The sequence below is a fragment of the Flavobacterium sp. LS1P28 genome (genome assembly GCF_003970335.1).
GTDB lineage: Bacteria > Bacteroidota > Bacteroidia > Flavobacteriales > Flavobacteriaceae > Flavobacterium.
Genome location: NZ_RYDI01000004.1, coordinates 46,248 through 70,782, shown reverse-complemented (window position 1 = coordinate 70,782; position 24,535 = coordinate 46,248). Strand labels below are relative to the sequence as shown.

The 24,535-nt window shown below is 34.6% G+C and carries 23 protein-coding genes and 1 pseudogene; 8 read left to right on the top strand and 16 right to left on the bottom strand.

The genetic code is table 11. The annotated features are described in order from the left end of the window. Positions 1–7 precede the first annotated feature (7 nt). From EKL97_RS05115 to rsfS, 6 genes are all read right to left on the bottom strand, one after another. A complete protein-coding gene (locus EKL97_RS05115) occupies positions 8–277 on the bottom strand; it encodes an acyl-CoA-binding protein (RefSeq protein ID WP_126460549.1) in 270 nt (89 codons plus the stop codon). Continuing rightward, the gene (locus EKL97_RS05110; protein ID WP_126460552.1) at positions 277–930 is read right to left on the bottom strand and encodes a phosphatidylserine decarboxylase family protein; all 654 of its coding nucleotides are present in this window, start codon (positions 928–930) and stop codon (positions 277–279) included. Before EKL97_RS05110 ends, EKL97_RS05115 begins: the two co-directional genes overlap by 1 nt. Then, positions 920–1,810 (bottom strand): phosphatidate cytidylyltransferase, encoded by an 891-nt coding sequence (locus EKL97_RS05105; RefSeq protein WP_126561711.1) that lies wholly within the window; start codon positions 1,808–1,810, stop codon positions 920–922. Before EKL97_RS05105 ends, EKL97_RS05110 begins: the two co-directional genes overlap by 11 nt. A 1-nt stretch (position 1,811) precedes the next feature. Beyond that, complete coding sequence (locus EKL97_RS05100; protein WP_126460560.1) at positions 1,812–2,414, bottom strand: LUD domain-containing protein; 603 nt, start codon at positions 2,412–2,414, stop codon at positions 1,812–1,814. A gap of 114 nt (positions 2,415–2,528) precedes the next feature. After that, positions 2,529–4,454: an ATP-dependent zinc metalloprotease FtsH gene (ftsH, locus tag EKL97_RS05095; RefSeq protein ID WP_126455818.1), complete on the bottom strand. Its 1,926-nt coding sequence runs from the start codon at positions 4,452–4,454 to the stop codon at positions 2,529–2,531. Between the two features lie 19 nt (positions 4,455–4,473). Further along, positions 4,474–4,845, bottom strand: a complete 372-nt coding sequence (gene rsfS / locus EKL97_RS05090; RefSeq protein WP_126455820.1) for a ribosome silencing factor — start codon at positions 4,843–4,845, stop codon at positions 4,474–4,476. A 75-nt stretch (positions 4,846–4,920) separates the two neighbouring features. On the opposite strand from rsfS, the gene EKL97_RS05085 reads away from it, so the two are divergent. After that, positions 4,921–5,670, top strand: a complete 750-nt coding sequence (locus tag EKL97_RS05085) for a biotin--[acetyl-CoA-carboxylase] ligase (RefSeq protein ID WP_126561712.1) — start codon at positions 4,921–4,923, stop codon at positions 5,668–5,670. 238 nt (positions 5,671–5,908) lie between these two features. On the opposite strand, the gene EKL97_RS15545 is transcribed toward EKL97_RS05085, so the two are convergent. Then, positions 5,909–6,049, bottom strand: a complete 141-nt coding sequence (locus tag EKL97_RS15545; protein WP_158614915.1) for a hypothetical protein — start codon at positions 6,047–6,049, stop codon at positions 5,909–5,911. Between the two features lie 591 nt (positions 6,050–6,640). On the opposite strand from EKL97_RS15545, the gene EKL97_RS05080 reads away from it, so the two are divergent. From EKL97_RS05080 to EKL97_RS05070, 3 genes are read left to right on the top strand one after another with little or no spacing between them, the layout of a single operon-like run. After that, positions 6,641–9,730: a SusC/RagA family TonB-linked outer membrane protein gene (locus EKL97_RS05080; protein ID WP_126561713.1), complete on the top strand. Its 3,090-nt coding sequence runs from the start codon at positions 6,641–6,643 to the stop codon at positions 9,728–9,730. 12 nt (positions 9,731–9,742) lie between these two features. Further along, on the top strand, positions 9,743–11,149 hold the full coding sequence (locus EKL97_RS05075; protein WP_126561714.1) for a SusD/RagB family nutrient-binding outer membrane lipoprotein: 1,407 nt from the start codon (positions 9,743–9,745) through the stop codon (positions 11,147–11,149). 35 nt (positions 11,150–11,184) lie between these two features. Continuing rightward, positions 11,185–12,249, top strand: a complete 1,065-nt coding sequence (locus EKL97_RS05070; RefSeq protein WP_126568341.1) for an alkaline phosphatase D family protein — start codon at positions 11,185–11,187, stop codon at positions 12,247–12,249. Positions 12,250–12,567: 318 nt separating this feature from the next. Here the strand turns inward: EKL97_RS05070 and EKL97_RS05065 are convergent, their stop codons facing one another. Together EKL97_RS05065 and pyrE are read right to left on the bottom strand one after the other, a co-directional pair. Continuing rightward, complete coding sequence (locus EKL97_RS05065; protein ID WP_126460566.1) at positions 12,568–12,960, bottom strand: SRPBCC family protein; 393 nt, start codon at positions 12,958–12,960, stop codon at positions 12,568–12,570. A 33-nt stretch (positions 12,961–12,993) separates the two neighbouring features. Further along, a complete protein-coding gene (gene pyrE / locus EKL97_RS05060; RefSeq protein WP_126460569.1) occupies positions 12,994–13,635 on the bottom strand; it encodes an orotate phosphoribosyltransferase in 642 nt (213 codons plus the stop codon). 7 nt (positions 13,636–13,642) lie between these two features. Between pyrE and EKL97_RS05055 the strand changes: the two genes are divergently transcribed. Beyond that, positions 13,643–14,245: an NUDIX hydrolase gene (locus tag EKL97_RS05055; RefSeq protein ID WP_126460572.1), complete on the top strand. Its 603-nt coding sequence runs from the start codon at positions 13,643–13,645 to the stop codon at positions 14,243–14,245. Between the two features lie 155 nt (positions 14,246–14,400). On the opposite strand, the gene EKL97_RS05050 is transcribed toward EKL97_RS05055, so the two are convergent. Continuing rightward, a complete protein-coding gene (locus EKL97_RS05050; protein WP_126568339.1) occupies positions 14,401–16,131 on the bottom strand; it encodes a M14 family metallopeptidase in 1,731 nt (576 codons plus the stop codon). Between the two features lie 150 nt (positions 16,132–16,281). On the opposite strand from EKL97_RS05050, the gene EKL97_RS05045 reads away from it, so the two are divergent. Beyond that, entirely contained in the window at positions 16,282–17,628 is a 1,347-nt protein-coding gene (locus tag EKL97_RS05045; protein WP_126563939.1) for a DEAD/DEAH box helicase, read from the top strand. Between the two features lie 218 nt (positions 17,629–17,846). Here the strand turns inward: EKL97_RS05045 and EKL97_RS05040 are convergent, their stop codons facing one another. The 3 genes from EKL97_RS05040 to EKL97_RS05030 all read right to left on the bottom strand — a co-directional run bounded on the left by EKL97_RS05040 (position 17,847) and on the right by EKL97_RS05030 (position 20,103). Continuing rightward, a complete protein-coding gene (locus EKL97_RS05040; protein WP_126460579.1) occupies positions 17,847–18,425 on the bottom strand; it encodes a PhnA domain-containing protein in 579 nt (192 codons plus the stop codon). Between the two features lie 146 nt (positions 18,426–18,571). Continuing rightward, entirely contained in the window at positions 18,572–19,027 is a 456-nt protein-coding gene (gene coaD / locus EKL97_RS05035; protein ID WP_126554451.1) for a pantetheine-phosphate adenylyltransferase, read from the bottom strand. Positions 19,028–19,134: 107 nt separating this feature from the next. Then, positions 19,135–20,103 (bottom strand): D-alanine--D-alanine ligase, encoded by a 969-nt coding sequence (locus EKL97_RS05030; RefSeq protein WP_126561717.1) that lies wholly within the window; start codon positions 20,101–20,103, stop codon positions 19,135–19,137. 119 nt (positions 20,104–20,222) lie between these two features. Here EKL97_RS05030 and EKL97_RS05025 point away from each other — a divergent pair, with 119 nt between their 5' ends. Together EKL97_RS05025 and EKL97_RS05020 are read left to right on the top strand one after the other, a co-directional pair. Further along, a complete protein-coding gene (locus EKL97_RS05025) occupies positions 20,223–20,843 on the top strand; it encodes a PASTA domain-containing protein (RefSeq protein ID WP_126460585.1) in 621 nt (206 codons plus the stop codon). Beyond that, entirely contained in the window at positions 20,833–21,873 is a 1,041-nt protein-coding gene (locus tag EKL97_RS05020) for an RluA family pseudouridine synthase (RefSeq protein WP_126554455.1), read from the top strand. The genes EKL97_RS05025 and EKL97_RS05020 overlap by 11 nt, the downstream gene beginning before the upstream one ends. Positions 21,874–21,965: 92 nt before the next feature. Here the strand turns inward: EKL97_RS05020 and EKL97_RS15790 are convergent. The 3 genes and pseudogenes from EKL97_RS15790 to EKL97_RS05005 form a co-directional block, all read right to left on the bottom strand. Next, positions 21,966–22,118: pseudogene (locus EKL97_RS15790) on the bottom strand (helix-turn-helix domain-containing protein); the annotation flags it as partial. Between the two features lie 445 nt (positions 22,119–22,563). Continuing rightward, entirely contained in the window at positions 22,564–23,478 is a 915-nt protein-coding gene (gene cysK, locus EKL97_RS05010) for a cysteine synthase A (RefSeq protein ID WP_126460591.1), read from the bottom strand. 5 nt (positions 23,479–23,483) lie between these two features. Further along, a complete protein-coding gene (locus tag EKL97_RS05005) occupies positions 23,484–24,320 on the bottom strand; it encodes a serine O-acetyltransferase (protein ID WP_126568338.1) in 837 nt (278 codons plus the stop codon). Between the last annotated feature and the right edge of the window lie 215 nt (positions 24,321–24,535).

Genomic DNA, 24,535 nt, shown 5'->3' with positions numbered 1-24,535 from the left:
AATAATACTATTTTTTTAACAAAGAATAAATAGTTTCTATGTATTGTTTTTTGGCCTCATCTGAGGTAAGGTGGCTGATTTGCATCCATGCATTGGTTTTAAAAGCATCTCTCAAATGGTAAGTAGAAGTTTGTTTTAGATCTAAAGTTCCAAAAGTAGCTTGTTTGTAAAAGGCATAAAGTCGCAATTGAACATCTTGCGGTAAAGATGCCTGTGTCATCGATGAAGCTATTTTTACAGCTTCCAGAAATTGTAGCTCTAATTCTTTTTCATTCATTATCTTTTGGTAGCAATAATAGTTTTACCTCCAATTGCCTTTTGATTCAATTCAACATTAACTTCTGTTCCTAATGGTAAAAAGAGATCTACTCGTGAGCCAAATTTGATAAAACCGGCATCAGTTCCCTGAATAACCTGCATTCCTTCTTCAGCGTAATTTACGATTCTTCGGGCTAAGGCTCCGGCAATTTGACGGTATAGTACTTCACCAAAGGTTTTATTTTCGATGACAATTGTAGTTCTTTCGTTTTCCTCGCTTGCTTTTGGGTGCCATGCTACTAAAAATTTCCCAGGATGGTATTTGCTGAATTTTACAATTCCGCTCAATCCATAACGGGTGACATGCACATTAATGGGCGACATGAAGATGGATATTTGTAAACGTTTGTCTTTAAAATATTCGCTTTCATACACTTCTTCAATAACCACAACTTTACCGTCTACTGGCGCAAGAATTTGGTTTTCAGTGATGATTACGGTTCTTTTTGGATTTCTGAAAAATTGCAGTATGATGATCAAAAGCAACAGCGCTGCTATTTGTATGGCCATTTTGAGCCAGATGGTGTCTATGAAATTATCAGACAATAAGAGCACAACGGCAGTAAAAATAGTGCCTAATAAAATAGATTGGGTTCCTTCTTTATGAAACATAGTTTAAAATTTGATAAAATAAAAATATAATTGGTGCTACAAATATAACACTATCTAGTCGATCTAGGATGCCTCCGTGACCAGGCATTATTTTTCCGCTGTCTTTGACATCGGCAATTCGTTTGAATTTAGATTCAATTAAGTCTCCTATAGTACCTGCAATTCCAACAATAACAGCTATTGAAGTCCAGATTAGTATGGATCGTTCACTAAATTCAGGGTTGGCTTTTATGTAGTACTTTGAGATCAAATAACCGGCTAAAATAGCAAAAATGATTCCGCCTAAGAACCCTTCAATTGTTTTTTTGGGCGATATTTTTTCAAATAATTTGGTTCGGCCTATTGATTTCCCAATAATATAAGCAAAGGTATCATTAGTCCATATTAAGATGAATAATCCAATTATAATTTTGGGATTATAGTCATTTATTCCAAATGAAATTTTAGTAATAAATACAAAAGGTAATATGATGTAACCTAGTAAATACAAGTATTTTGATGAAGTGCTTATTTTTTGAATGTTATCATAAAATAAGAAAAGGATACATTTTATAGATACAACTAACGCTATAACCAATAAAACAACATCTAGTTGCTGTATGTTTATTGAAATTTCTAAATTAGAATTAAATAGCTGATTGAGGGTATCCGTAGTGATTTTATTATAATGGCTTACTAAAGTAACAGCTGTATACAAGGTTGCACCAAAAAGAACCGGTAAAATTTTATGTATTTGAATTAAATTACAAAATTCATAAATGGCAATAAGTAGAAAAATACCAAAAAGAATAAAAAAGCTTTCAGTAGAGTATAAAATAGAAGCAAGTAATAATAGGATATAAACAGCTCCCGATATACCTCGTTTTAGAGTTTCATTCATCTTACAGATCTTCTAAAAGCAATAAATAAAGATTTTTTGCAGAACTTCCGTATTGCGTGAAGTCTTCTTCTTTGGCTTTTTCGAAATATTTTATAGTAGTAATATTAGTAGGGTAGTCCCTTTCATATTTCTTTTTTATAGCGCTAAGTCCATCGCTTTTGGCTTCAAGAATTTGACTTGTATTTGCTAAAATTATAATGTTTGTGGGTAATTCGTTTGGTTTGTCTTGCTTAATTTGTTTTGAAGAAAACAATATAGATCCTTCTTCAGAAATTAAATTTTCACAACTGGCCAGTAAAAATGAAGGATTTTTTGGTTTAGAGAAACTTAATTTATTATCCTCAAGCATACTGAAAAGTTCTGGTTCATAGCATAAAACTTCACTTTCGAACCAGTCATTCTCTTCAAGAATATTTTCAAAGTGTTCTTTTACTTCCTCTGGATTTTCACAGTATAAAAACTTACCTCCATTTTTTTTAAAATTACTGATAAATTTTTCATCTATAGAGATCGTGCTATCAGCATTGGTTTTACTAAATTCACTTTCTTTATCTTCCTCAGAAGCCGGATTAATTGAACCAAAAATTTTTCTAAAAAGACTCATATCGCTGTCAACTGCTTTAATTTATTACTTGAAAACGTTCAAAGATAAAAAAATCTTAATTCAAAAGTAGTTTTTGAATTAAGATTTTAAAAATAATTAAATATTTAGATGTTTCTAAGACACTACTTCTTCAAGATTTTTATCAAATGTTCTTTTTCCGAATATAGCTTCTAAATCATCTTTAAAAATAACTTCTTTTTCGATCAAAATATTTGCGAGCTGATTCAGTTTGTCTTTGTTATCCTCTAAAATCTGAATGGCTCTTTGGTATTGGCCTTCAATTAGTAATGATATTTCTTCATCAATAACTTTAGCCGTTTCTTCAGAATACGGTTTAGATAAATTATATTCGCTTTGTCCAGTTGAATCATAATAGGTAACATTTCCTATTTTTTCATTCAAACCATAAACCGTTACCATTGCACGAGCTTGTTTGGTTACTTTTTCTAAATCACTTAGCGCTCCTGTCGAAATTCTATTGAAAGTTACTTTTTCAGCAGCTCTTCCACCCATAGTAGCGCACATTTCGTCAAGCATTTGGTCAGGACGTACAATTAAGCGTTCTTCCGGCAAATACCAAGCGGCACCTAAGCTTTGTCCTCTAGGAACAATTGTTACTTTTATTAGTGGTGCTGCGTGCTCAAGCATCCAACTAACTGTAGCGTGACCTGCTTCATGAATAGCGATTGCTCTTTTTTCATCAGGTGTTACAATTTTATTTTTCTTTTCCAGACCTCCTACAATTCGATCAACTGCATCAAGGAAATCTTGTTTGTCAACTGCTGTTTTGTTATGTCTCGCTGCAATCAAAGCGGCTTCATTGCACACATTAGCAATGTCTGCGCCTGAAAATCCTGGAGTTTGTTTGGCTAAGAAGTCAGTGTCTAGTCCTTCCACTTTTTTCAATGGCTGTAGGTGTACTTTGAATATTTCTGCACGTTCACGAATATCGGGTAAGTCAACAAAAATTTGTCTGTCAAAACGTCCGGCACGCATTAAAGCTTTATCCAGTACATCTGCTCTGTTTGTAGCGGCTAGAACTATTACATTTGAATTTGTTCCAAAACCATCCATCTCTGTCAGTAATTGGTTTAATGTATTTTCACGTTCGTCATTTCCTCCGGACATGTTGCTTTTTCCTCTGGCTCTACCTACGGCATCAATTTCATCAATGAAAATGATTGCAGGAGATTTTTCTTTGGCTTGTTTGAACAAATCACGCACACGTGATGCGCCCACACCTACAAACATTTCTACAAAATCAGAACCGGATAAAGAGAAGAACGGTACTTGAGCTTCACCAGCTACGGCTTTAGCCAATAATGTTTTACCGGTGCCTGGAGGTCCTACGAGTAAAGCTCCTTTTGGTATTTTTCCTCCCAGGTTGGTGTATTTTTCAGGATTTTTCAAAAATTCAACAATTTCTTGAATCTCTTCTTTCGCTCCTTCTAAACCAGCAACATCTTTGAAAGTAGTTTTAATATCTGTTTTTTCGTCAAATAGTTTTGCTTTGGATTTTCCAATATTAAAAATTTGGCCACCACCACCACCGGCTCCACCAGACATTTTTCTCATGATAAAGATCCAAACGGCTATAATAATTATAATTGGCAATAAACTGATTAGGATATCTGACCAATTACTTTTCGCCAAGAAATTAAAATCGTTTAATTTACCTTTGGCAACTGCTTCTTCCAGCTTTTTTTGAAATATTTGATCATTACCAATGTTAAAAACGTAATGTGGTCCTTTATTAGGTCTGTCAAAAACATCTTTCGAAACTTTTTTGTGTGCTGCATCTTTCATTGCTGCCGCATTCAGAAAAACTTCAGCTTCGGTTTTGTTGTTTACAACAACTTTATCGATCTGACCTTTCTCTAAGTAGTCGTTAAACTTAGACGAGGTTAATTGTCCGGGTTCATTAAGACTGGAGCCATTAGTTATAAAACTTATAAATAAGAAAATTAATAATATTGCAGCGTAAATTAGCCAAGGGCTTACTTTAAACTTATTCGGATTTGGATTATTTTCTTTAGCCATTACTACGGATTATGTGTCTTTAGTATTTGTTTTCTATAGTTGTTATTTTAGCATCGCCCCATAAACTTTCGATGTTGTAGTACTCTCTAATATGTTTTTGAAATACATGAACCACTATATTCACATAATCCATTAATACCCATTCTGCATTATCAGTTCCCTCAACATGCCAAGGCTTGTCTTTTAATTCTTTTGAAACTGTTTTTTGGATAGAGTTGACTATTGCATTTACCTGCGTGTTTGAATTTCCATTACAGATTACAAAATAGTCGCAAACTGCAGTGTCTATTTCTCTTAAATCAAGGATAGTGATATCATTCCCTTTTACTTCTTCTATCCCTTTAATGATGTTCGCTAATAGAACGTCATTATTTATAGTCTTTTTCGCCATGAATTATTTTTAATATAAGTTTGTAAAGTTACCATTTTTTGTGATTATTTTTGAACCTTAACACAATATTAAATTATGTTTCACAAAAAAACGTATAGTAAGGTAATCAAACTCGATGCCATAGATTCTACAAACGAATTCCTTAAAGGGTTATCGAACAAACAAGAGCTCGAAAACTTTACTGTTGTTACCGCTGAGAGTCAAACAAAAGGAAAAGGACAAATGGGAGCTGTTTGGGTTTCTGAACCAAGTAAAAACTTAATAATGAGTATTTTGGTTAAGGATTTTTTAGCAGATATTTGTCAGATTTTCAGCTTAAATATTTTGGTTTCACTTGCTGTAATTGAGGTTTTAGAATCGCTTAGGATTCCTGATCTTAGTATCAAATGGCCTAACGACATTATGTCATACAATAAAAAAATAGGTGGCATTTTGATAGAGAATAGCATCAAAAGCGACGGAACAATTGTTTCTATTGTAGGTTTGGGACTCAATGTAAATCAAACTAATTTCGAAAATTTAGCAAAAGCTTCTTCTTTGGCCGTGATTTGTGCAACTGAATTTGATAAAGAAGCACTTCTTTCTACTATTGTTACATCCTTAGAAAAAAATAGAGCATTATGGAATCAGCAATCCAGTACTTCTTGGAACAAATACACAAACACATTATACAAAAAAGGTATTCCTATGGCCTTTTCAGCTCATAATAACGGTAACTTTATGGGAATTATTCAGGGCGTTTCGGTATCTGGGAAACTTCTGGTTCTTCTGGAAGATGATCGTGTCGTTGAATTTGACATCAAAGAAATTCAAATGTTGTATTAAATGTGAAAATTCATAAAATAAAATTTACTCCTAAATAGGGTTTGCTGAAAAACTCAGAGACCCGTTTATTCTAGATTTTCATAAAAGATATAGTTATGATTTTCGTTTAAATCACACCTGTTTTGGTTTTGGTCAATTTCTAGTATTACCCTTTTTGATAAACTCTCGAATATCATAACTATCAGACTGGGGTATCACTCCTGCTAATTTGACTAGGTTGAGCACTAAAAATATGCTGTTAATCCATTAAATGACTTCCTCTATTGGGATTTTCATCATTGCTTGCTGAATCCGAATCGTCTTTGGGTTCATTCTTTTTCTGTTCCTGTTTAGTTTTTATAGCAATAATTTTCTCCGTGATTGGATTGATAACATCCAAATTTAAATGCTTTCGGAATGTTACAAATAAAGAAGCATCAAATGGAGGCACTTAGTTTCTCAAATATTGCTATATCTAATTGAAGTGTAAATTAATGTGTGTTTCTCAGCAGACCCTAAAGATTCATACTTTTTCACTTATGATACAACTGCGGAGTGATAACTTCTAATTCTTTGATCTGGATGTTGTCTCTCACAACTCAACTAAAAGATTTCTCATAAAAAAAGCTCGGTTATAAATTTTACGTACTTGTTACATAAGTTAAGATAAAGGTTCTAATGTTATCCAATTGTATGAATAAAGTTAGCAAATCCACAATTAAACTTTAATTAAAATATTTTTTTGTTTTTATCTGTTGAGATAGAAACAAAATTACAATCAAAAAATAAAACACAAGACACTTTAAAGCTATATAGATGAATATTTTAAGACCTTAATAAATTTTAACACACACTACCGAAAGACTCATAAATCAATTATTTAACAGTATATTTTTTTGTTAATAAATGAATATATTTTGTTAAAAGTATCATAACATACGCCATACATCTTACGAGTAAGTTTGCCCTCAAAAATCAAACTTCACAAAAAATGAAAATCTTAGGAAAAAAATTATTGTTTTTTTTATTTGTTTTTTCTGTTCACTTAATTAATGGACAAACAAAAACAATTACTGGAAAAATAACCGATCAGTCGGGGCTTCCATTACCAGGAGCTATTATTATGGTTAAAGAGACCAAATTGAGCTCAATATCAGATTTAGATGGAAACTATTCCATTAAAACTGAAAATGGAAAAACTTTAGTATTCTCTTTTATGGGTTTTAAAACTAAAGAAATTTTAACTTCTGAAACGTCTAAAATAGATGTGGTATTGGATGATAATTCATTGGCTTTGGGAGAAGTCGTAGTAACTGCTTTAGGTATCAGAAGAGAAAAACGAGCTCTTGGATATGCTTCTCAAGAATTAAAATCAGATGATATCAATAAAGTCAACTCCACTAATTTTGTTTCCAATTTATCAGGAAAAGTTGCCGGTGTTCAAATAACAGGTTCCGGAAATGGGATTACAAGCTCTTCCCGAGTGGTGATTCGCGGCGATAAATCGTTAAATATCAATAATAACAGTCCATTATTTGTTGTTGACGGAATACCGATAAATAACAATACGTATGGAGTTGGTGGCAGTTCAACCAATCAACGTGATTTACCAACGGATTATGGTAATGGGGCATCAGAAATAAACCAAGAAGATGTAGAAAGCGTGAATGTATTAAAAGGTGCAGCGGCATCTGCCTTGTATGGATCAAGAGCAGCAAATGGAGTTATTGTCATTACTACTAAATCAGGTAAAAAAAATAAAGGTCTTGGTGTTTCCATCTCTTCCTCTTTCATGACAAGTGAAGCGCTAAGATTACCTGAAATACAGGAGATTTACGGTGCAGGATCAAAATTAACCTATGATCCAGGAGCAGATACTAATTTAGGTCCTAGATTAGATTCCGGATTGTCTATTTTACAAAACGGAAGTCCAGGTTATTCTGTTGGTCAAGGAGTAGCACTTCCTTTCCAATTCAGATATGATTTAAATGACTTTTTCAGAAAAGGAAATTCAATTTCTAACTCAGTATCCATAACTGGTTCAGATGAGAAAACTAATTTTCGTTTGAGTTACGGAAAAACTACAAGTGAGGATATTGTCCCAAATTCAAATTTAAAAAGAGACAATATTAGTTTGAACTTAAACCATAAAATTTCAGATAAATGGAAAGTAATAACGATAGCTACTTATACAAAAAGCCGTAGTGACAATACTCCTGTAACTGGATATGGAAGTCAAGGGCTTATGTATAATTTATTATGGAATCATACCAATGTTGATTTAGACTGGCTTAAGGATTATTGGATTGTTAAAGACGTCAAACAAAACAGGATGTTCAGCTGGGGAGACAATCCTTTTAAAATTGCTTATGAAAACATTAATGCCTTTAAAAAAGACCGTCTATTTGGTAATATCGCTTCAACGTATGATTTCAATGAAACCCTTTCTTTAATGGTTCGAATGGGAATGGACAATTCCAATGATTTCCGCTGGTCACGAAGACCTATTGGATCTTCCAGATATTCACAAGGAATGTACCGTGAACAAAGTATCACTTTTACGGAGTACAATTCAGACGCTTTACTTACTTACGATCGTACTTTTGGAGATTTTTCAACAAAGTTTTCTGTAGGTGCAAACCGAATGAATCAATACACATCTGAAGGTAAAATTGAAGGACAAGGAATCAGTATTCCCGGAATTTACAATTTACAAAATATTAATGTAATGCCTATACAATCCAGAAATATCTATAAGAAACGTATAAATAGTACGTATGGAATGGCAAATATTGGCTATAAAAACTATCTTTATTTAGATCTAACCGCCAGAAACGACTGGTCTTCTACACTTCCGGCAAATAACAATTCTTATTTCTATCCTTCAGCATCTTTAAGTTTTATACCTACATCATTGTTTGAAATGAATAAAAACATTGATTTTTTAAAATTTAGAGCAAATGCCGCATCTGTAGGAAATGATACTGATCCGTATCGTCTAGTAAAAACGTATGAAAATGGAGCTTTAGCAGGTACATTAACAAATCCAAGAACTATTTTAAATAGTAATTTGAAACCTGAAATTGCAACATCCTATGAAGTAGGGGTCGAAGCTCAGTTTTTCAACAGAAGAATAACACTAGATGCTAGTTATTACATTACAAACTCCAAAAATCAAATTGTAGGTTTAGATGTTTCACAAGCAACCGGATCTACATCAAACGTAATCAATGCAGGAAAAATTCAGAATAAAGGAATTGAAATAGGCTTAGGGTTTACACCTGTTAGAAGTGAAAATCTAGAATGGTCAATTAATGCTAACTTTAGCCAAAACAGAGGAGTTGTAAAAGAATTAACAGAAGGAATTAGCAGTTATATAATTGCACAAGGTCCTAACGGTGGAACTGTAGAAGCTCGTGTAGGGGAAAGAATGGGAGACATGTATGGTAGAGGTTATCTTAGAAGTCCTGATGGTCAAGTTGTTTTTGATAATACTGGCTCTCCAATTTTAGACACTCAAATTAAAAAAATCGGAAACTACAATCCAGACTGGATGCTGGGTCTTTCTACTAATTTAAGGTTTAAAAATGTCACTCTTAATGCTTTATTTGATGTAAGACACGGCGGTAAAATTTATTCAATGACAAATGCGATAGGAATGGAAAGTGGCATATTAGACGTTTCATTACCAGGCAGAGAAACTGGAATTGTTGGTGATGGTGTGGTACAAAATTCAGATGGTTCGTACAGTCCAAATACAACAGTCATTAGTGCCGAAAACTGGTATTATTCAAATGCTTTTCGTCGTGATAATATTGAAGCAAATTCATTTGATGCTTCTTATGTAAAATTGAGAGAAATAAGCTTGAACTATAGATTTCCACAAAAGTTAATTAAAGCTGCAAATATGCAAAATATAAGCATTGGCTTAGTAGGAAACAACCTGGCTCTTTGGACAAAAGTGCCTAATATCGATCCGGAAACTCAATCTATAAGCGGAGGAACATTATTACCAGGATTTGAAGTTATGCAACTTCCATCTTCAAGAAGTTATGGTGTAAAACTAAATGTTTCATTCTAAAAAAAAACAATCATGAAAAAATTTCTAATATTCGTTCTATTATTAAGTGTTTCAATTTCTTGTACTGATCAATTCGAAGAAATTAACACCAACAAAAACCAGCCAACAGCAGCCCAACCTAAAACATTATTACCAAATGTCATTTTTAATTTAGCAAATGAAAATGTATCGAATGCTTTTGACTTTGGAGATATTGTGGCTCAATATGGCGGGAACTATGAATACAATGAGCTAGACATATATAATTGGGGAGCTAGCAGCCGTTTCTGGAATATGTATAAATGGCTTAACGACATCAATGATATTAAAAAACAAGCCATTGTATTGAACAATAAAAATTATGAGGCCGTATCTTTAATATTAGAATCCTATGTAATAAGTGTAATTACGGATACGTATGGCAATGTCCCTTATTCGGAATCATCAAAAGGAGAAGACGGAATTTTGAAACCAGTGTATGATTCTCAAGAACAGATTTATACAAAAATATTTGAAAATTTAACTACTGCTAATTCCATAATCGAAACGAGCAAATCAATAGAAGGTGATTTATTGTTTAACGGATCCATGTTGAAATGGAAAAAATTCTGCAATTCACTTCATGTACGATTGTTAATGCGTGTTTCTAATAAGACAGTTGTAAATACGAAACTAAGTGAAATCATTTCGAACCCGGCAACCTATCCCTTATTTGCGTCAAACTTAGACAATGCAAATTACAAGTACACTGGTGTTTTTCCAAATATATCTCCTATGACTGATGGAATAAACCGATTGTATGGTTATAATATCGTTATGCCTTCAACCCATATCGTAAATACATTAATCACGAACAATGATCCGCGTCTGAATGAATGGATCGATCCAATTGCTGGAACCAATAATTATAAAGGGGTTCAGCCAGGTCTTGCTTTAGATCAAATTGGGGAACCAACAAAATACTCCCGTAGAGCCGAAGATTATTTTTATACAAAAACTAAAATAACTTCAATATTCATGACTTATAGTGAGTTAAATTTCTTGTTAGCCGAAGCCCGTCAACGAAATATAATTACTACCGGAACTGCCCAGGTGTATTACAACACTGCTGTAGAAGCATCATTTAATCAATGGAGTGTGACTATGCCTGCTAATTATTTAGTCACAACGGCACCTTATAGCGCCACCAATGATGTGTTGTATACACAGAAATGGCTGGCTTTATACCACACTGGTGTAGAAGCTTGGATAGATTGGAAAAGAACTGGAAAACCAAGCTTTATTCAAGCTGGTCCTGGAGCTAAAAATGGGGGTAAAATACCTAGAAGAATAATGTATCCAAGTATAGAGCAATCCGTAAATGCCGAAAATAATAGTGCTGCAGTGAAAGCAATCGGAGGAGACAACATTAACAATAAAATTTGGTGGGATAACTTTTAAGGTTTTATGACAGAACCGATTTTAAAAAAAAAACAATGACAAATTTCAATAGATTATTAATAATACTGCAATTATTTATATTAACAAACAGTATTTTTTGCAACGCTCAAAAAAATGAGAATCAAGGGACTTCACTCGATGAAAGTTTCAAAATCGCATTTGGCTCTTGTGCCCATCAGGACAAAGATCAGCCTATGCTTTTGAACGCCGTGAAGCTAAATCCTGATTTATTTATTTATCTTGGGGATAATATTTATGGAGACACTCGAGACATGAATTTATTAAAAAATAAATATGAAAAATTAGCATCCAAAGTTGAATTTCAAGAATTAAAAAAAAGAACTAAAATTTTATCGGTTTGGGACGATCATGATTTTGGAGAAAACGATAAAGGAAGGCACTACCCTTTTAAAAAAGAGTCGAAAGAAATTTTTATGAACTTTTGGGAAGTTCCTCAAAACTCTGAAAGAAGAGACCATGAAGGTATTTATGGTTCCGAATATGTAAAACTAGGTGATAAAACACTTCAGATAATAATGCTGGACACAAGAACTTTTAGAGATAATTTATTAAAAAATGAGCCTAAAAATTCAGTTTATAAAAATGACTATATTCCATATAGTAAAAAAGACAGTACGATTCTTGGAGACAAGCAATGGAAATGGCTAGAAAATGAATTGTCGAAAAAAGCAAATATCCGAATCATTGCCTCAAGTTTGCAATTTGGACATGAGTACAACGGGTATGAATCTTGGACAAATATGCCTCATGAACAAACAAAATTCGTTGATTTAATAGACAAAACCAAAGCCAACGGAGTTGTATTCATTTCGGGAGATGTTCACTGGGGTGAGATTTCAAAAATGAATACAAAAAACACGTATCCATTGTATGATGTTACCTCAAGCGGGATAACCCAAACATGGACTAGTACTGAATCAAATAAAAACAGAATTGGCGGTGTTATTATCCAAAATAACATTGGCTTAATAGAAATTTTCTACAAAAATAAAGTGCCATTGATAAAGCTAAACCTATTTGACAAAAATGGTATTGTGAGTAATCATAATTTTCTTCTATCAGAAATTTCATTCAATTAACGGTAATTATCTCTTTATGAGTAATTGATCAAAACATATTTAGATTATTATAATAAAAGTAATTTATCTCAAAATTACAATAGCTAATGACAAAGCGTTTAAAAAACCTAATCATTAGCTATTTTTTTTGGTAACTATTCAGCCTATTCTAAAAAAAAAATAGTTATTAACAATTTTAACTTTCTGTTTTTAGAAAAACAACTTTATTTTAAACAATTGTTTTTTAGTACATAACAAAAACATTTATTATAGAACAATCTGATTAGCTTTTTGTCATGTACTTAAAATATTATTATATTGTTACTACTTAAACAGTTTTTACAATTTATTCATATTGGCTGCTAAAGTTTCTATAAATTTTCCAATTGGTCCTTTTATCATCATGGCCATCATAGGGTTAAATTCTCCTTCAAAATCAAGTTTTACAGCACTGGATTGCTCTGTTATAGCCTCAATATTTGCTATAAGAGTAAATGGAAGTTTGTCACTTGCAGCTCCCAAAACAATTTTTACAGGCGCTACTTTTTCTTTCATTTTAAGTTTGATTTCGGGCATGCCTTTTAATCCAAAAATAAATGCATCATCACCAATAACCTCAAATTTAGCAATGTTTTCAGGCATTAGTTTTTCAAAATTTTTTACATCGCTTAATAAACCAAATAATTCTTGAGCGGATTTGGGTACAGTAACTTTTGGACTTTCTAAGTTCATGTTTTGTAGGATTTTGTTTTTATTTTTTTAAACTTAAATGTTCCAGGTAGACGGATTTACATTCCATTCTCTTAAAGTTTGTTCTTCTTCTTCAGTAATGTATCTTTTGGCTACAGCCAAATTTAATAAATTTTGATAATTGCTTAAAGTGTATAAATCCACATGTGCGCTCTTGAAATTAGTTTCAGCTACATCAAAACCATACGTAAATATCGCGGCCATGCCCTTGACATTGGCTCCTGCTTCGCGCAACGCTTCCACAGCAAGTAAACTACTGTTTCCGGTACTGATCAAATCTTCCACCACTATTACATTTTGCCCTTTTTGTAAAAAACCTTCGACTTGATTTAGTCTCCCGTGTTTTTTAGGTTCCGGACGCACATATACAAACGGGACTCCTAAACTTTCAGCAACCAGCATACCAATTCCTATTGCTCCAGTGGCTACACCGGCAATAACATCTGGTTTACCAAATTGTTTCTGAATATTCTTAGAAAATTCATCCCGGACATAATTTCGTACCGCTGGAAATGAGAGGATTAATCGGTTGTCACAATAAATAGGCGATTTCCATCCAGAAGCCCATGTAAAAGGATTTCTTGGATTCAATTTAATTGCATTTATTTGCAAAAGAAATTCGGCTGTTTTTTCGGCTGTATCTTTATTAAAAATCATAGTACAAATGTATAAAGTTTTTGTTAACGACAAACCACTTTTTTTAACAAATCATATCTCCAAGGAGACCGATTTTCAATTATTTTTGCTAGAAAGCATTGATATAGAGCAACTTATAGTAAAAATCTTTCAAAATAAAATTAATAAAGCCTATTTATACCATCCGGATGAAAGCTTGATTATGAAGACTTTGAAAGCAAAAATCCCGGTTACTAAAGCAGGAGGTGGCTTGGTGTACAATAAAAAAGGAGAAGTCTTATTCATTTTTAGAAACGGAAAATGGGATTTACCCAAAGGAGGAATCGAAAAAGGAGAGGAAATTGGGGATACTGCTATGCGAGAAGTAGAGGAGGAAACCGGAGTAAATGGCTTGACAATTTCCCATAAACTTCAAAAAACGTATCATGTTTTTAGACGTAACGGCAAGTACAAACTAAAAATTACACATTGGTTCGAAATGCAATCTGATTTTGAAGGAACACCTCATGGACAATTAGAAGAAGGAATTGATAAAGTAGCATGGATGAATCCGGAGCAAATTAAGGAAGCTTTGAAAAATTCCTATGAAAATATAAAATTATTATTTGAAGAAGAAAAGCACTTGAGATAGCACTTCATTTTGTCAAAAGATAAGCTGATTGAACAGTTTTGAACTGATTTTTAAATTGGCATAGTAAGTTAAACACTAATTTCACGAATTTCCACGAATTAATCTGTGGGAATTCGTGAAATTTGTGTGTAATAAACATTTTAACGAGCGTTTTTTTATTTTAAAACACGATACACAGGATAGCGTAAATGTGCCTTTTCATAATAAACGGAATGTTTGTAGATCCAGTCCAGTTGCGCTTCCGGATTATTGATAAAGGTAACGTCACTTTGTTTTTTTAAATCAAATTCGGCTTTTAATTTTGGATTATCTTTCAAAATTTGTGTTGCAGAATCTTCAAAAACATAATCGGAATACCCTTCTTTTTGTTGTAGCATCGTGTCGAAAAAATTCCAATTGAAAAAAGAATCGACGGCCTCTGGTTCCAATGTTTCCAATAGGTATTTGATTCCCTTTTGTTGTGTAGGAATAACGTAATCCCCTTTGGCGAAAGCCACTTTCTCCATTTTAGCGGTTACCGAAGTGTTTCGGTGTAAATAATGACCTTCGTATGCGGAACTTGCCGTTTTGAAATCCGCAATCCTGTAGCTTTCAACTTCAATTATTGTGTCCTTTTTTAATTGGCGATAGGAGATCGTATTGCTCTTTAATAATTCAATTACAGGCCAAAATCCTCTCGGAATTATATACGCTTCTGGTATTATTATCTCTTTTACCGATTTAAATTCCTTATTGTACGGAATATCTTTTTTGTACGGTTTTGTTTGGTCATAAAACAAACGGTTTCCGGAGGTGACGTCGCTTTTTTTGTAACTGGCTTCATAGCCTAAAAACGAAAAAGGAATCGTTTTTGTACTGTCAATTTCCCATTTTATCGTGTACGATTGTTGTGGTTTATACTGCTCTTCATTTTTTAATCGCAGTTGTTTGATTTTTTTGTAATTAGCATCTGTAAAATCAATTGCGGAACGCATGTATTCGTAAGTTACTTTCACCCGATCCACATAATTTTTTAGCATGTGCGTTTCTACCACAAACCCAATGGTGTTGAACAATGAAGTATAACCGGTTGCAAATCGTGGACTCTCAAAAAACTGACCAAAACCTTTGTCTGGTGTGTCCTGAAAAGCATTGACATAAGGCGTAGTTTCGATATTCTTTTTTTGTAAATCTTCGACCAAAGCAGGCATCATTTCAGTATTTAAAAAATTCCCTAAAATAGTTCCTAGTTTATTATGTTGGGTCATAATATACGTCAGTTTGTATTGGTAATCCGCGCCATTGCTGACGTGATTGTCAATAAAAACATCTGCATTTACTTTATGGAATATTTCTACAAAGCTTTTCGTGTTACGGGTGTCTGATTTGATAAAATCTCGATTCAAATCGTAGTTTCTGGCATTGCCACGAAAACCATAGATTTCAGGTCCGTCCTGATTGGCTCTTGAAGTGGAGTTTCTGTTTAAAGCGCCGCCAATATTGTACACCGGAATACAAACGATAATGGTGTTTTTTGGCACTTTTATTTTGCCTAACGCTAAATCTCTAAACAGTTGCATGGAAGCGTCAATTCCGTCAGGTTCCCCTGCGTGAATGCCGTTATTGAGCAGAATTACCGCTTTGTTTTTTTGGATGACTCCAAAGTCAAATTGCTGTTCCGGATTAAAAATAACCATGTGCAAAGGCTCACCGCTGTCTGTCTGTCCCATTTTTCGCATTTCGATAGTAGGGAAATCATCCGCCAGAAGTTTGAAGTACGCAATTGTTTCTTGGTAAGATGCCGATTGATTTCCATTACCTTTTTCGAAAAAAGTATCGTATTTATTGTTTTTTTGTGCAAAAGCACTGATGGAGAATAGTAAAAAAAGGAATGTGAAAAGTCTCATTTTTCGGTTTTTTAAATGGAATATCAAATGTAGCTTTTTTTAGACAGCTGTAGATATGAATGTAAGAAAAGGAAATACCCGATTGAAAAAGAATGAAAATACAAAATTCATAACTGAGAATTAAAAATTACCTTTGTCCAAATAAAAAAAATGAATAAGAAACACCATTCCAATAATATACTTTCGAATTTAGGCATCGAAAGCCTGAACAAAATGCAGGAAGTAGCACAAGATGCAATCTTGAATGACAATAATATTTTATTACTTTCGCCAACAGGTTCCGGAAAAACTTTGGCTTTTTTGTTGCCGATTTTAGAAATGTTACAACCCGAAATTCAATCGGTTCAATGTTTAATTTTGGTTCCTTCACGCGAATTAGGATTGCAGATTGAGCAGGTTTGGAAAAAAATGGGAACCGATTATAAAGTAAATGTGTGCTATGGCGGACACTCCATCGATACCGAAATTAAAAACTTAAGTAATCCTCCAGCAGTTTTAATAGGAACTCCGGGAAGAATCGCGGATCATATCGACAGAGGCACTTTCCGAGTAGATAAAATTCAAACCTTGATTTTGGATGAGTTTGATAAATCGTTGCAATTGGGTTTCCATGAACAAATGTCTTTTATAATTGGAAAATTAACGAAACTCAATAAACGCGTTTTGGTTTCGGCCACTTCCGATATTGAAATTCCACGATATACAAGAGTCGTAAACCCGACTATTTTGGACTTTATTCCAGAAAACGTGGCCGAAACGAATCTTTCGATGAAAATGGTCGTTTCGAAAGAAAAAGATAAAATAGGAAGTTTATTCAACTTGATTTGTTCGTTGAAATCACAATCGGCAATTGTTTTTTGTAATCATCGTGATGCTGCAGAGCGCATCAGCGATACGTTGAACGAAAAAGGAATTTATGCCACGTATTATCATGGCGGAATGGATCAGGACGAAAGAGAACGCGCCTTAATCCAGTTTAGAAACGGAAGTGTAAGTTATCTAATCACAACTGACTTGGCTGCTCGTGGACTCGATATCCCTGAAATGAATCATGTTATTCATTATCATTTGCCATCTAAAGAAGACGAATTTACCCATAGAAACGGACGTACAGCACGTATGCTAGCTTCTGGCACGGCGTATATTATTGCTCATGAAAGTGAGAAAAAAATGGATTACATCGATTACGGAATGGAAGCTTTGAAAGTGGAGAATTCCACTTCATTGCCAAAACCACCTGAATTTCAAACGATTTACATCAGTGGTGGAAAGAAAAATAAATTGAATAAAATTGATATCGTAGGTTTCTTTTCCCAAAAAGGGAAATTAGAAAAAGACGATTTAGGATTAATTGAAGTGAAAGATTTTATCTCATTTGCTGCCGTAAAATTCAATAAAGTGAAAGACTTATTGCAAGCCATTAAAGACGAAAAAATGAAAGGCAAGAAATTCAAAATAGAAGTCGCTCGAAAAGTGATTAAGAAAGAAGAGGAGTAGTTTTTAGTGTTCAGTTTTGAAAAGTGTTCAGTGTTCAGTCCTGAAGCTTCTGGGTTAGCTATCCGTAAAATAATTGACAATAAAAAAATCGTTAAAGGTAAATTAAATTTACTGTTAACGATTTTTTGCTTTAATGAAGTCTCTGATTACACTTATTTCTGACCACTGAATTTTTTTATCAACTCAGGTACTGATCATTAAAAACTGTCAACTGACCATTATATTTTCTTAACGTATTGTGTAATAATGACAATAGTCTGGCCGTCTACTTTACCCTCAATATATTCGGCATTTTCATGATCCAGTCTGATGTTACGCACTGCAGTTCCTTGTTTAGCTACCATGCTTGAACCTTTTACTTTCAAATCTTTAATTAAAACTACTGAATCTCCAATTTCAAGAATCACGCCGTTGCTGTCACGGTGAATGACTTTGTTCTCCTCTTCTTCGCCTTCACCTGTTGCTTGTGCCCAAGCCAAAGTATCTTCGTCTAAATACATTTGGTCTAATAATTCTTGAGGCCATCCAGAACCACGCAAACGGCTTAACATTCTCCACGCGACAACTTGTACGGCAGTATGTTCACTCCACATGCTATCATTTAGACATCTCCAATGATTTAAATCTACGGTATCCGGATTTTCAATTTGGTCAATACAGGTGCTACAAGCCATGATGTTTTCCTCAATCCCTCCTTTTTTGGTAGGCAATACCTGGTACACTTTCAGGTTCTCAGTTGCGCCACAAAGTTCACATTTTGACCCGCTGCGTTTGCTTAATTCTCTTTCTATACTCATGTTTAACGGCTTTTATTTTTGGCAAAATTACGGATTATTGCCTCGTTTTACAAGTTATATTGGGACTGTTTATTTGTCAAGTCGAGCGCAGTCGAGACCTATCCATTAGTATCGACTGCGCTCGACTTGACAAAATCGCTTTAAAATTATTTTACTCGGACTGCATCGGGAACAAGCATTTCATATTGCCCGTTGTTGCGAATTACATCTCGTACAATACTGGAGCTGATGTACGACGTTTTTGCAGCGGTCAATAAAAACACAGTTTCAATTTTTGATAACCGACGATTCGTGTGCGCAATTGCTTTTTCAAATTCGAAATCAGCAGGATTGCGCAAACCGCGAAGGATAAAATTAGCGTTTATTTTGTGGCACAGATCAATCGTCAAACCTTCATAGGTAATCACGGAAACTTTTGGTTCGTTTTTGAAGGTTTCCTCAATGAATTGTTTTCTTTCTTCGAGGGAAAACATATATTTTTTTTCGGCATTGATACCAATGGCAATAACGATTTCATCAAATAAGGAAATGCTTCTTTTGATGATGTCTTCATGTCCTAAAGTGATGGGGTCAAATGAACCTGGAAATATTGCTTTTCTCATTTATTTTTTCTGTTTTGTCATTCTGACAGCGGAGGAATGACATTATTTGAATGTATTCCTTTGTTTAAATGACACGTTTGTTTAGTATTTAAGAATTAAGTGATTTATTACAAAGCCAGTTCTATCGCATTTGTAAACAAATCTTCCAATGAAATTCCGGCGGCTTTGGCTTGTTGCGGAATCAAACTTTCCGTTGTTAATCCCGGAATGGTGTTCATTTCCAACATGTGTGGCTCTCCGTTTACCAATATAAATTCGCTTCGGGAAAAACCTTTCATTTTCAGGACTTCATATGCACGTTTAGCAATTTCACTCACTTTTTGAGTCATTTCATCCGAGATTCTCGCTGGAGTGATTTCCTGTGATTTACCCAAATATTTGGCTTCATAATCGAAGAAATCATTGTCTGAAACAATTTCAGTTATTGGTAATACGGTTACTTTTCCTTTATAATTGATTACTCCTACAGAAACTTCGGTGCCATCCAAGAAGCTTTCTATGATAATTTCGTTGTCTTCTTTGTAAGCAACTTCTATTGCAATGGGCAATTCGGCAGCAGTTTTTACTTTGGAAATGCCAAAACTAGAACCGGCTTTGTTGGGTTTTACAAAACAGGGCAAACCTACTTTAGCTACAATTTCGTCCGTATTGATACGGTCACCTTTGTTTAAGTAATAGGAAGTGGCTGTTTTTATGCCGTATGGTTTTAAAACTGATAATAAATCGCGTTTGTTGAACGTTAATGCTGCTTGGTAATAATCGCAGGAAGTTTGCGGAATATGCAATAATTCAAAATAGGCCTGCATTAATCCGTCTTCGCCTGGTGTTCCATGGATGGCGTTGAACACACAGTCAAAAGTGATTTTATTACCATCAACAGTTACTGAAAAATCATTTTTATCGATAGTGAATTCGGCATCATCAGCATCAACATAAACCCATTTTTCTTTGAAAATATGGATTCGGAATCCGTTGTATTTTGTTTTGTCCAGAAATTGATATACGACGTTTCCGCTGATAAGAGAGATTTTATACTCGCTGGAATATCCGCCCATGATGATGGCAATGTTTTTCATTATATACGTTTAATCGGTTAAACGTTTAATCGATTGACCGACTAAACGAATTCTAAACAAAATTATCATTTTTTTTGAAACGAAATAGCTTTATCTTTGCCAGATATAAAAATAAATTTATGAGTTTACGTAAGTATCTTACCAGCCGTGTTTTCTTTGTTCAAATACTAATTGCACTTGCCATTATTGTCGCTTTGGGTTATTTATTTATGCATTGGTTGACTTTTACAACAGATCATGGACATGAAATTACCGTGCCGGATTTGCGTAAGTTGACAGAAGAACAAGTCGAGGAAAAACTGAATGAGCTGGATTTAGATTATGTACTTTTAGACAGCGTAGATTATAGAAGTGATTTTCCGCAATTTAGTGTAGTTAAGCAAGATCCAACGCCCGGTACGAAAGTAAAAGTAGGACGAAAAATATATATTAAAATAAATACTTCGGGATTTTCATCGGTTCGTATTCCGGATTTAGTCAATAAAACGTATCGCGAAGCAGTACCTACATTGAAAGCTTTAGGACTTGAGGAAGGAGAAATTACCTACGTTCCCAATCTTGGAAAAGACATGGTGCTGGAAATGCGTTTCAAAGGCAGAAACCTGAAAGCAGGGGACAGAGTCCTAAAATCCTCCAAAATCGACTTGGTTTTAGGAGACGGAAAAATGAGTTATGAAGAGACCAGTGCTGCAGATACACTGGCAACACCAATAGAAGAAATACCAGTTGATGAACAATAATAGTGATACAATAGATTTAGAAGACGAGTTATTTGAACATTTTAGATTTGAAGTTCCTAAAGGACAAACGTCTTTGCGGATTGATAAATATTTGATGAGTTTGATTCAAAATGCAACTCGCAATAAAATACAAATTGCGGCGACCGATGGCAATATTTTTGTAAACGATGCCACCGTAAAGTCGAATTACAAGGTAAAAGCCCATGATGTAGTTCGGGTGATGCTTACGCATCCTCCTTATGAAAACCATATTATTCCGGAGAATATTCCGCTTGATATTGTGTATGAAGACGATACTTTGTTATTGATCAACAAATTGCCAGGAATGGTAGTGCATCCCGGTCATGGAAATTACACCGGAACTTTAGTACATGCTTTGGCGTATCATTTTGATAATTTGCCAATGAACAGCAGCGAACGTCCCGGATTAGTGCATCGAATTGACAAAGACACTTCTGGTTTATTAGTGATTGCTAAAACCGAAGCGGCTATGACACATCTTGCCAAGCAATTTGAAGCTAAAACTTCCGAAAGAGAGTATGTGGCTTTGGTTTGGGGAAATGTAGTCGAAGAAAAAGGAACGATTGAAGGAAACTTGGCACGTCACCTTAAAGACCGCATGCAGATGGCGGTTTTTGCTGATCCGGAAATAGGGAAGCCAGCCGTGACGCATTACAAAGTGTTGGAGCGTTTTGGTTATGTTACTTTAATTTCATGCCAACTGGAAACCGGGAGAACGCACCAAATTCGGGCACACTTGAAGCACATAGGACATCCTTTATTTAATGATGAGCGGTATGGCGGTCATTTGATTTTAAAAGGTACTACGTTTACAAAATACAAACAGTTTATTGACAACTGTTTCAAAGCATTGCCAAGACAGGCTTTGCACGCTAAAACATTGGGTTTTGTTCATCCTACAACCGGTGAGATGCTGCGTTTTGATACGGAACTTCCGCAGGATTTACAGGACTGCATCGAGAAATGGAGAGGCTATTCAAAGTCGCATAGTACGGAGGAAGAGGAATAAAACAGGAAAAGCCCCAGAGATTGGGGCTTTTTTTGTTTCTAGTCTGAAAGTCTGGACTTAGAGTAATTGTATAAGTTAATTACAATTTTTTTTTAAATTGTCATATTAAAATTGATATTCGCTTTTAAGGCGCTAAACACTTTAAATATTGTTTCAATCGTTGGGCTATTGGTATTGCTTTCAAGTATAGAAATCTTTGCTTTTGAGACACTAGTAAGTTTCCCCAATTGTTCTTGAATTAAGTTTTGTTTTTGTCTGGTATTTTAATCATCCGTCCTAAATATCCGTACGAAGTTGATATTTATGTTTTTCTCTTTCTTCCGTTTAATGTTTTCTGATATATTTATCTTTTATTTTGTAGTTGTCAGGGCATTATCTTTTTTGGTCTATCTTCAAAATATTTTGCTGGCTCTTGCTATTTCGTTTCTGGGAACTTTTTCTGTTTTTTACAAATTCGTAGGTTGCAAAAACTTACGTATTTTTATTGTCTGCTTTATCCCAAAAGCCAACTAAGTAAGTCGGAAGTTTAAACGTCATAAAGTCAAAAGGAGCATTATGCTAAACATTATTTTAAGATCAATCTGTTTAGACAATAGTTTTGCAACAAAGACACGCCCATAAAAATGAAAAGCCTAAAAAAAAACCGACTTGTTTTCACAAATCGGTTTGTATTTTAATGAAGATTTTTGTTTATACAAATAAGCCTTCGATGCTTAAATAATGTTCGCCAGTGTCGTAACAAAAGGTTAATATTTTAGCATTTTCTGGGATTTCTGGTAGTTTTTTTGCTACCGCTGCCAGAGATGCTCCAGAGGATATTCCTATGAACATGCCTTCTTCTTTTGCGGCTCTTTGGGTATAGGCAAACGCATCGTCTTTGCTTACTTGGATGGTTCCGTCCAGTAAATCAGTACGCAAGTTGGTAGGTATGAATCCTGCTCCAATTCCCTGAATAGGGTGGGGAGCCGGTGCGCCACCGCTGATAACGGGAGAAGCTTCAGGTTCAACTGCATATACTTTCAGGTTTGGGAAATGTTTTTTCAATATTTCGGCACAACCCGTGATGTGCCCTCCGGTTCCTACGCCGGTGATCAAATAATCCAGACCGTCAGGGAATGCTTTTATAATTTCCTGTGCCGTGGCTGTTTTATGAATTTCGATGTTGGCGGGATTTTCAAACTGAAGTGGTGACCAGGCATTAGGTATTTCGGTAACTAATTCCTGTGCTTTTTCCAGCGCGCCTTTCATCCCTTTTTCACGGGGCGTCAAGACAAATTCGGCACCATAAAGGCTCATGAGTCGGCGTCTTTCTATGGACATTGATTCAGGCATTACCAGTATTAATTTATAGCCTTTTACGGCCGCAACCATCGCGAGTCCAATTCCTGTATTTCCGGAAGTGGCTTCAATGATAGTACCTCCGGCTTTTAATAATCCTTTGGTTTCGGCATCTTCAATCATGGCAAGAGCGATCCTGTCCTTGATACTGGCACCGGGATTGGCACGTTCTAATTTGATCCATACATTGTGATTGGCACCATATAAACGATTGATTCTTACATGTGGGGTGTTGCCTATTGTTTCGAGTATGTTATTGTATTTCATAATATTTATATAGAGAAAAAATTAATATCTTTTATTTCCTGCTGATTCAGAACCGTATTTTTATTGGATTGCATAACAAAGGAATACGGATTCATACTCTTGGTGATAAACGTGTTTCCGCCTACAATACTGTGGTTTCCTATGATGGTGCTGCCGCCCAAAATAGTGGCATTTGCATAAATAATTACATGATCTTCTACGGTAGGATGGCGTTTTTTTTCCTGCATATTTTTCTCTACTTGCAATGCTCCCAAAGTGACTCCTTGATAAATGCTTACGTGTTTCCCTATGATTGTAGTCTCGCCAATGACAATTCCGGTACCGTGATCAATCATGAATGGAACATCAATTGTGGCACTGGGGTGAATGTCGATTCCGGTTTTGCTATGAGCATATTCGGTTAGAATTCGCGGCAGCAGACACGAGGTACGAGAAGCAATAGCGTTAGCAATACGGTAAACTTCTATAGCAAAAAAACCGGGATAGGAATTGATAATTTCCTGAATACAATCAGCAGCGGGATCCGTATCCAGAATAGCTTGTGCATCTTTTTGCATCGAATCATAAAGTTTTGGAAGCGCACGATAAAAAGATTCGGCATCATCTAGAATTTCATTGGCCGTTTTGTCTTTTACAATTTCCGACAGGATAGCAATAAAACAGGCTTTGTTTTGGTCCAAAAGCAATTCAATTTGGATCGTTTCTAAAGCTTTCTCCGGAAATAATATTTTGAACAAATCATCAATCCAATTGATGATTTTAGAGGAATCTATGGCTCTTACCCAATTTTTATTTTGGTTTTCATGCAGAGTATTCGAAAAACGGTTGGTTTCAGTATTCATTTATAATGGAATAAAATCAGAATTAAACGAGTAAAAATCCTCGAAATACAAATATAAAGCAGAATTGAATAGATTCATAACCCTGCTTTGTAAATAAATGTTAATATGTTAAATTCCCACAAAATAAGCGTTTGGTGTTGGAAATGATTTCATAAAAAAAATCCGATTTGTATGAACAAATCGGATTAATAAATCTGAAATCAAAAATTGTTAAT

Bases quoted from the DNA above. Each gene is read 5' to 3' on its own strand.
- EKL97_RS05115 (WP_126460549.1), bottom strand. From the start codon at position 277: ATGAATGAAAAAGAATTAGAGCTACAATTTCTGGAAGCTGTAAAAATA.
- EKL97_RS05110 (WP_126460552.1), bottom strand. From the start codon at position 930: ATGTTTCATAAAGAAGGAACCCAATCTATTTTATTAGGCACTATTTTT.
- EKL97_RS05105 (WP_126561711.1), bottom strand. From the start codon at position 1,810: ATGAATGAAACTCTAAAACGAGGTATATCGGGAGCTGTTTATATCCTA.
- EKL97_RS05100 (WP_126460560.1), bottom strand. From the start codon at position 2,414: ATGAGTCTTTTTAGAAAAATTTTTGGTTCAATTAATCCGGCTTCTGAG.
- ftsH (WP_126455818.1), bottom strand. From the start codon at position 4,454: ATGGCTAAAGAAAATAATCCAAATCCGAATAAGTTTAAAGTAAGCCCT.
- rsfS (WP_126455820.1), bottom strand. From the start codon at position 4,845: ATGGCGAAAAAGACTATAAATAATGACGTTCTATTAGCGAACATCATT.
- EKL97_RS05085 (WP_126561712.1), top strand. From the start codon at position 4,921: ATGTTTCACAAAAAAACGTATAGTAAGGTAATCAAACTCGATGCCATA.
- EKL97_RS05080 (WP_126561713.1), top strand. From the start codon at position 6,641: ATGAAAATCTTAGGAAAAAAATTATTGTTTTTTTTATTTGTTTTTTCT.
- EKL97_RS05075 (WP_126561714.1), top strand. From the start codon at position 9,743: ATGAAAAAATTTCTAATATTCGTTCTATTATTAAGTGTTTCAATTTCT.
- EKL97_RS05070 (WP_126568341.1), top strand. From the start codon at position 11,185: ATGACAAATTTCAATAGATTATTAATAATACTGCAATTATTTATATTA.
- EKL97_RS05065 (WP_126460566.1), bottom strand. From the start codon at position 12,960: ATGAACTTAGAAAGTCCAAAAGTTACTGTACCCAAATCCGCTCAAGAA.
- pyrE (WP_126460569.1), bottom strand. From the start codon at position 13,635: ATGATTTTTAATAAAGATACAGCCGAAAAAACAGCCGAATTTCTTTTG.
- EKL97_RS05055 (WP_126460572.1), top strand. From the start codon at position 13,643: ATGTATAAAGTTTTTGTTAACGACAAACCACTTTTTTTAACAAATCAT.
- EKL97_RS05050 (WP_126568339.1), bottom strand. From the start codon at position 16,131: ATGAGACTTTTCACATTCCTTTTTTTACTATTCTCCATCAGTGCTTTT.
- EKL97_RS05045 (WP_126563939.1), top strand. From the start codon at position 16,282: ATGAATAAGAAACACCATTCCAATAATATACTTTCGAATTTAGGCATC.
- EKL97_RS05040 (WP_126460579.1), bottom strand. From the start codon at position 18,425: ATGAGTATAGAAAGAGAATTAAGCAAACGCAGCGGGTCAAAATGTGAA.
- coaD (WP_126554451.1), bottom strand. From the start codon at position 19,027: ATGAGAAAAGCAATATTTCCAGGTTCATTTGACCCCATCACTTTAGGA.
- EKL97_RS05030 (WP_126561717.1), bottom strand. From the start codon at position 20,103: ATGAAAAACATTGCCATCATCATGGGCGGATATTCCAGCGAGTATAAA.
- EKL97_RS05025 (WP_126460585.1), top strand. From the start codon at position 20,223: ATGAGTTTACGTAAGTATCTTACCAGCCGTGTTTTCTTTGTTCAAATA.
- EKL97_RS05020 (WP_126554455.1), top strand. From the start codon at position 20,833: ATGAACAATAATAGTGATACAATAGATTTAGAAGACGAGTTATTTGAA.
- cysK (WP_126460591.1), bottom strand. From the start codon at position 23,478: ATGAAATACAATAACATACTCGAAACAATAGGCAACACCCCACATGTA.
- EKL97_RS05005 (WP_126568338.1), bottom strand. From the start codon at position 24,320: ATGAATACTGAAACCAACCGTTTTTCGAATACTCTGCATGAAAACCAA.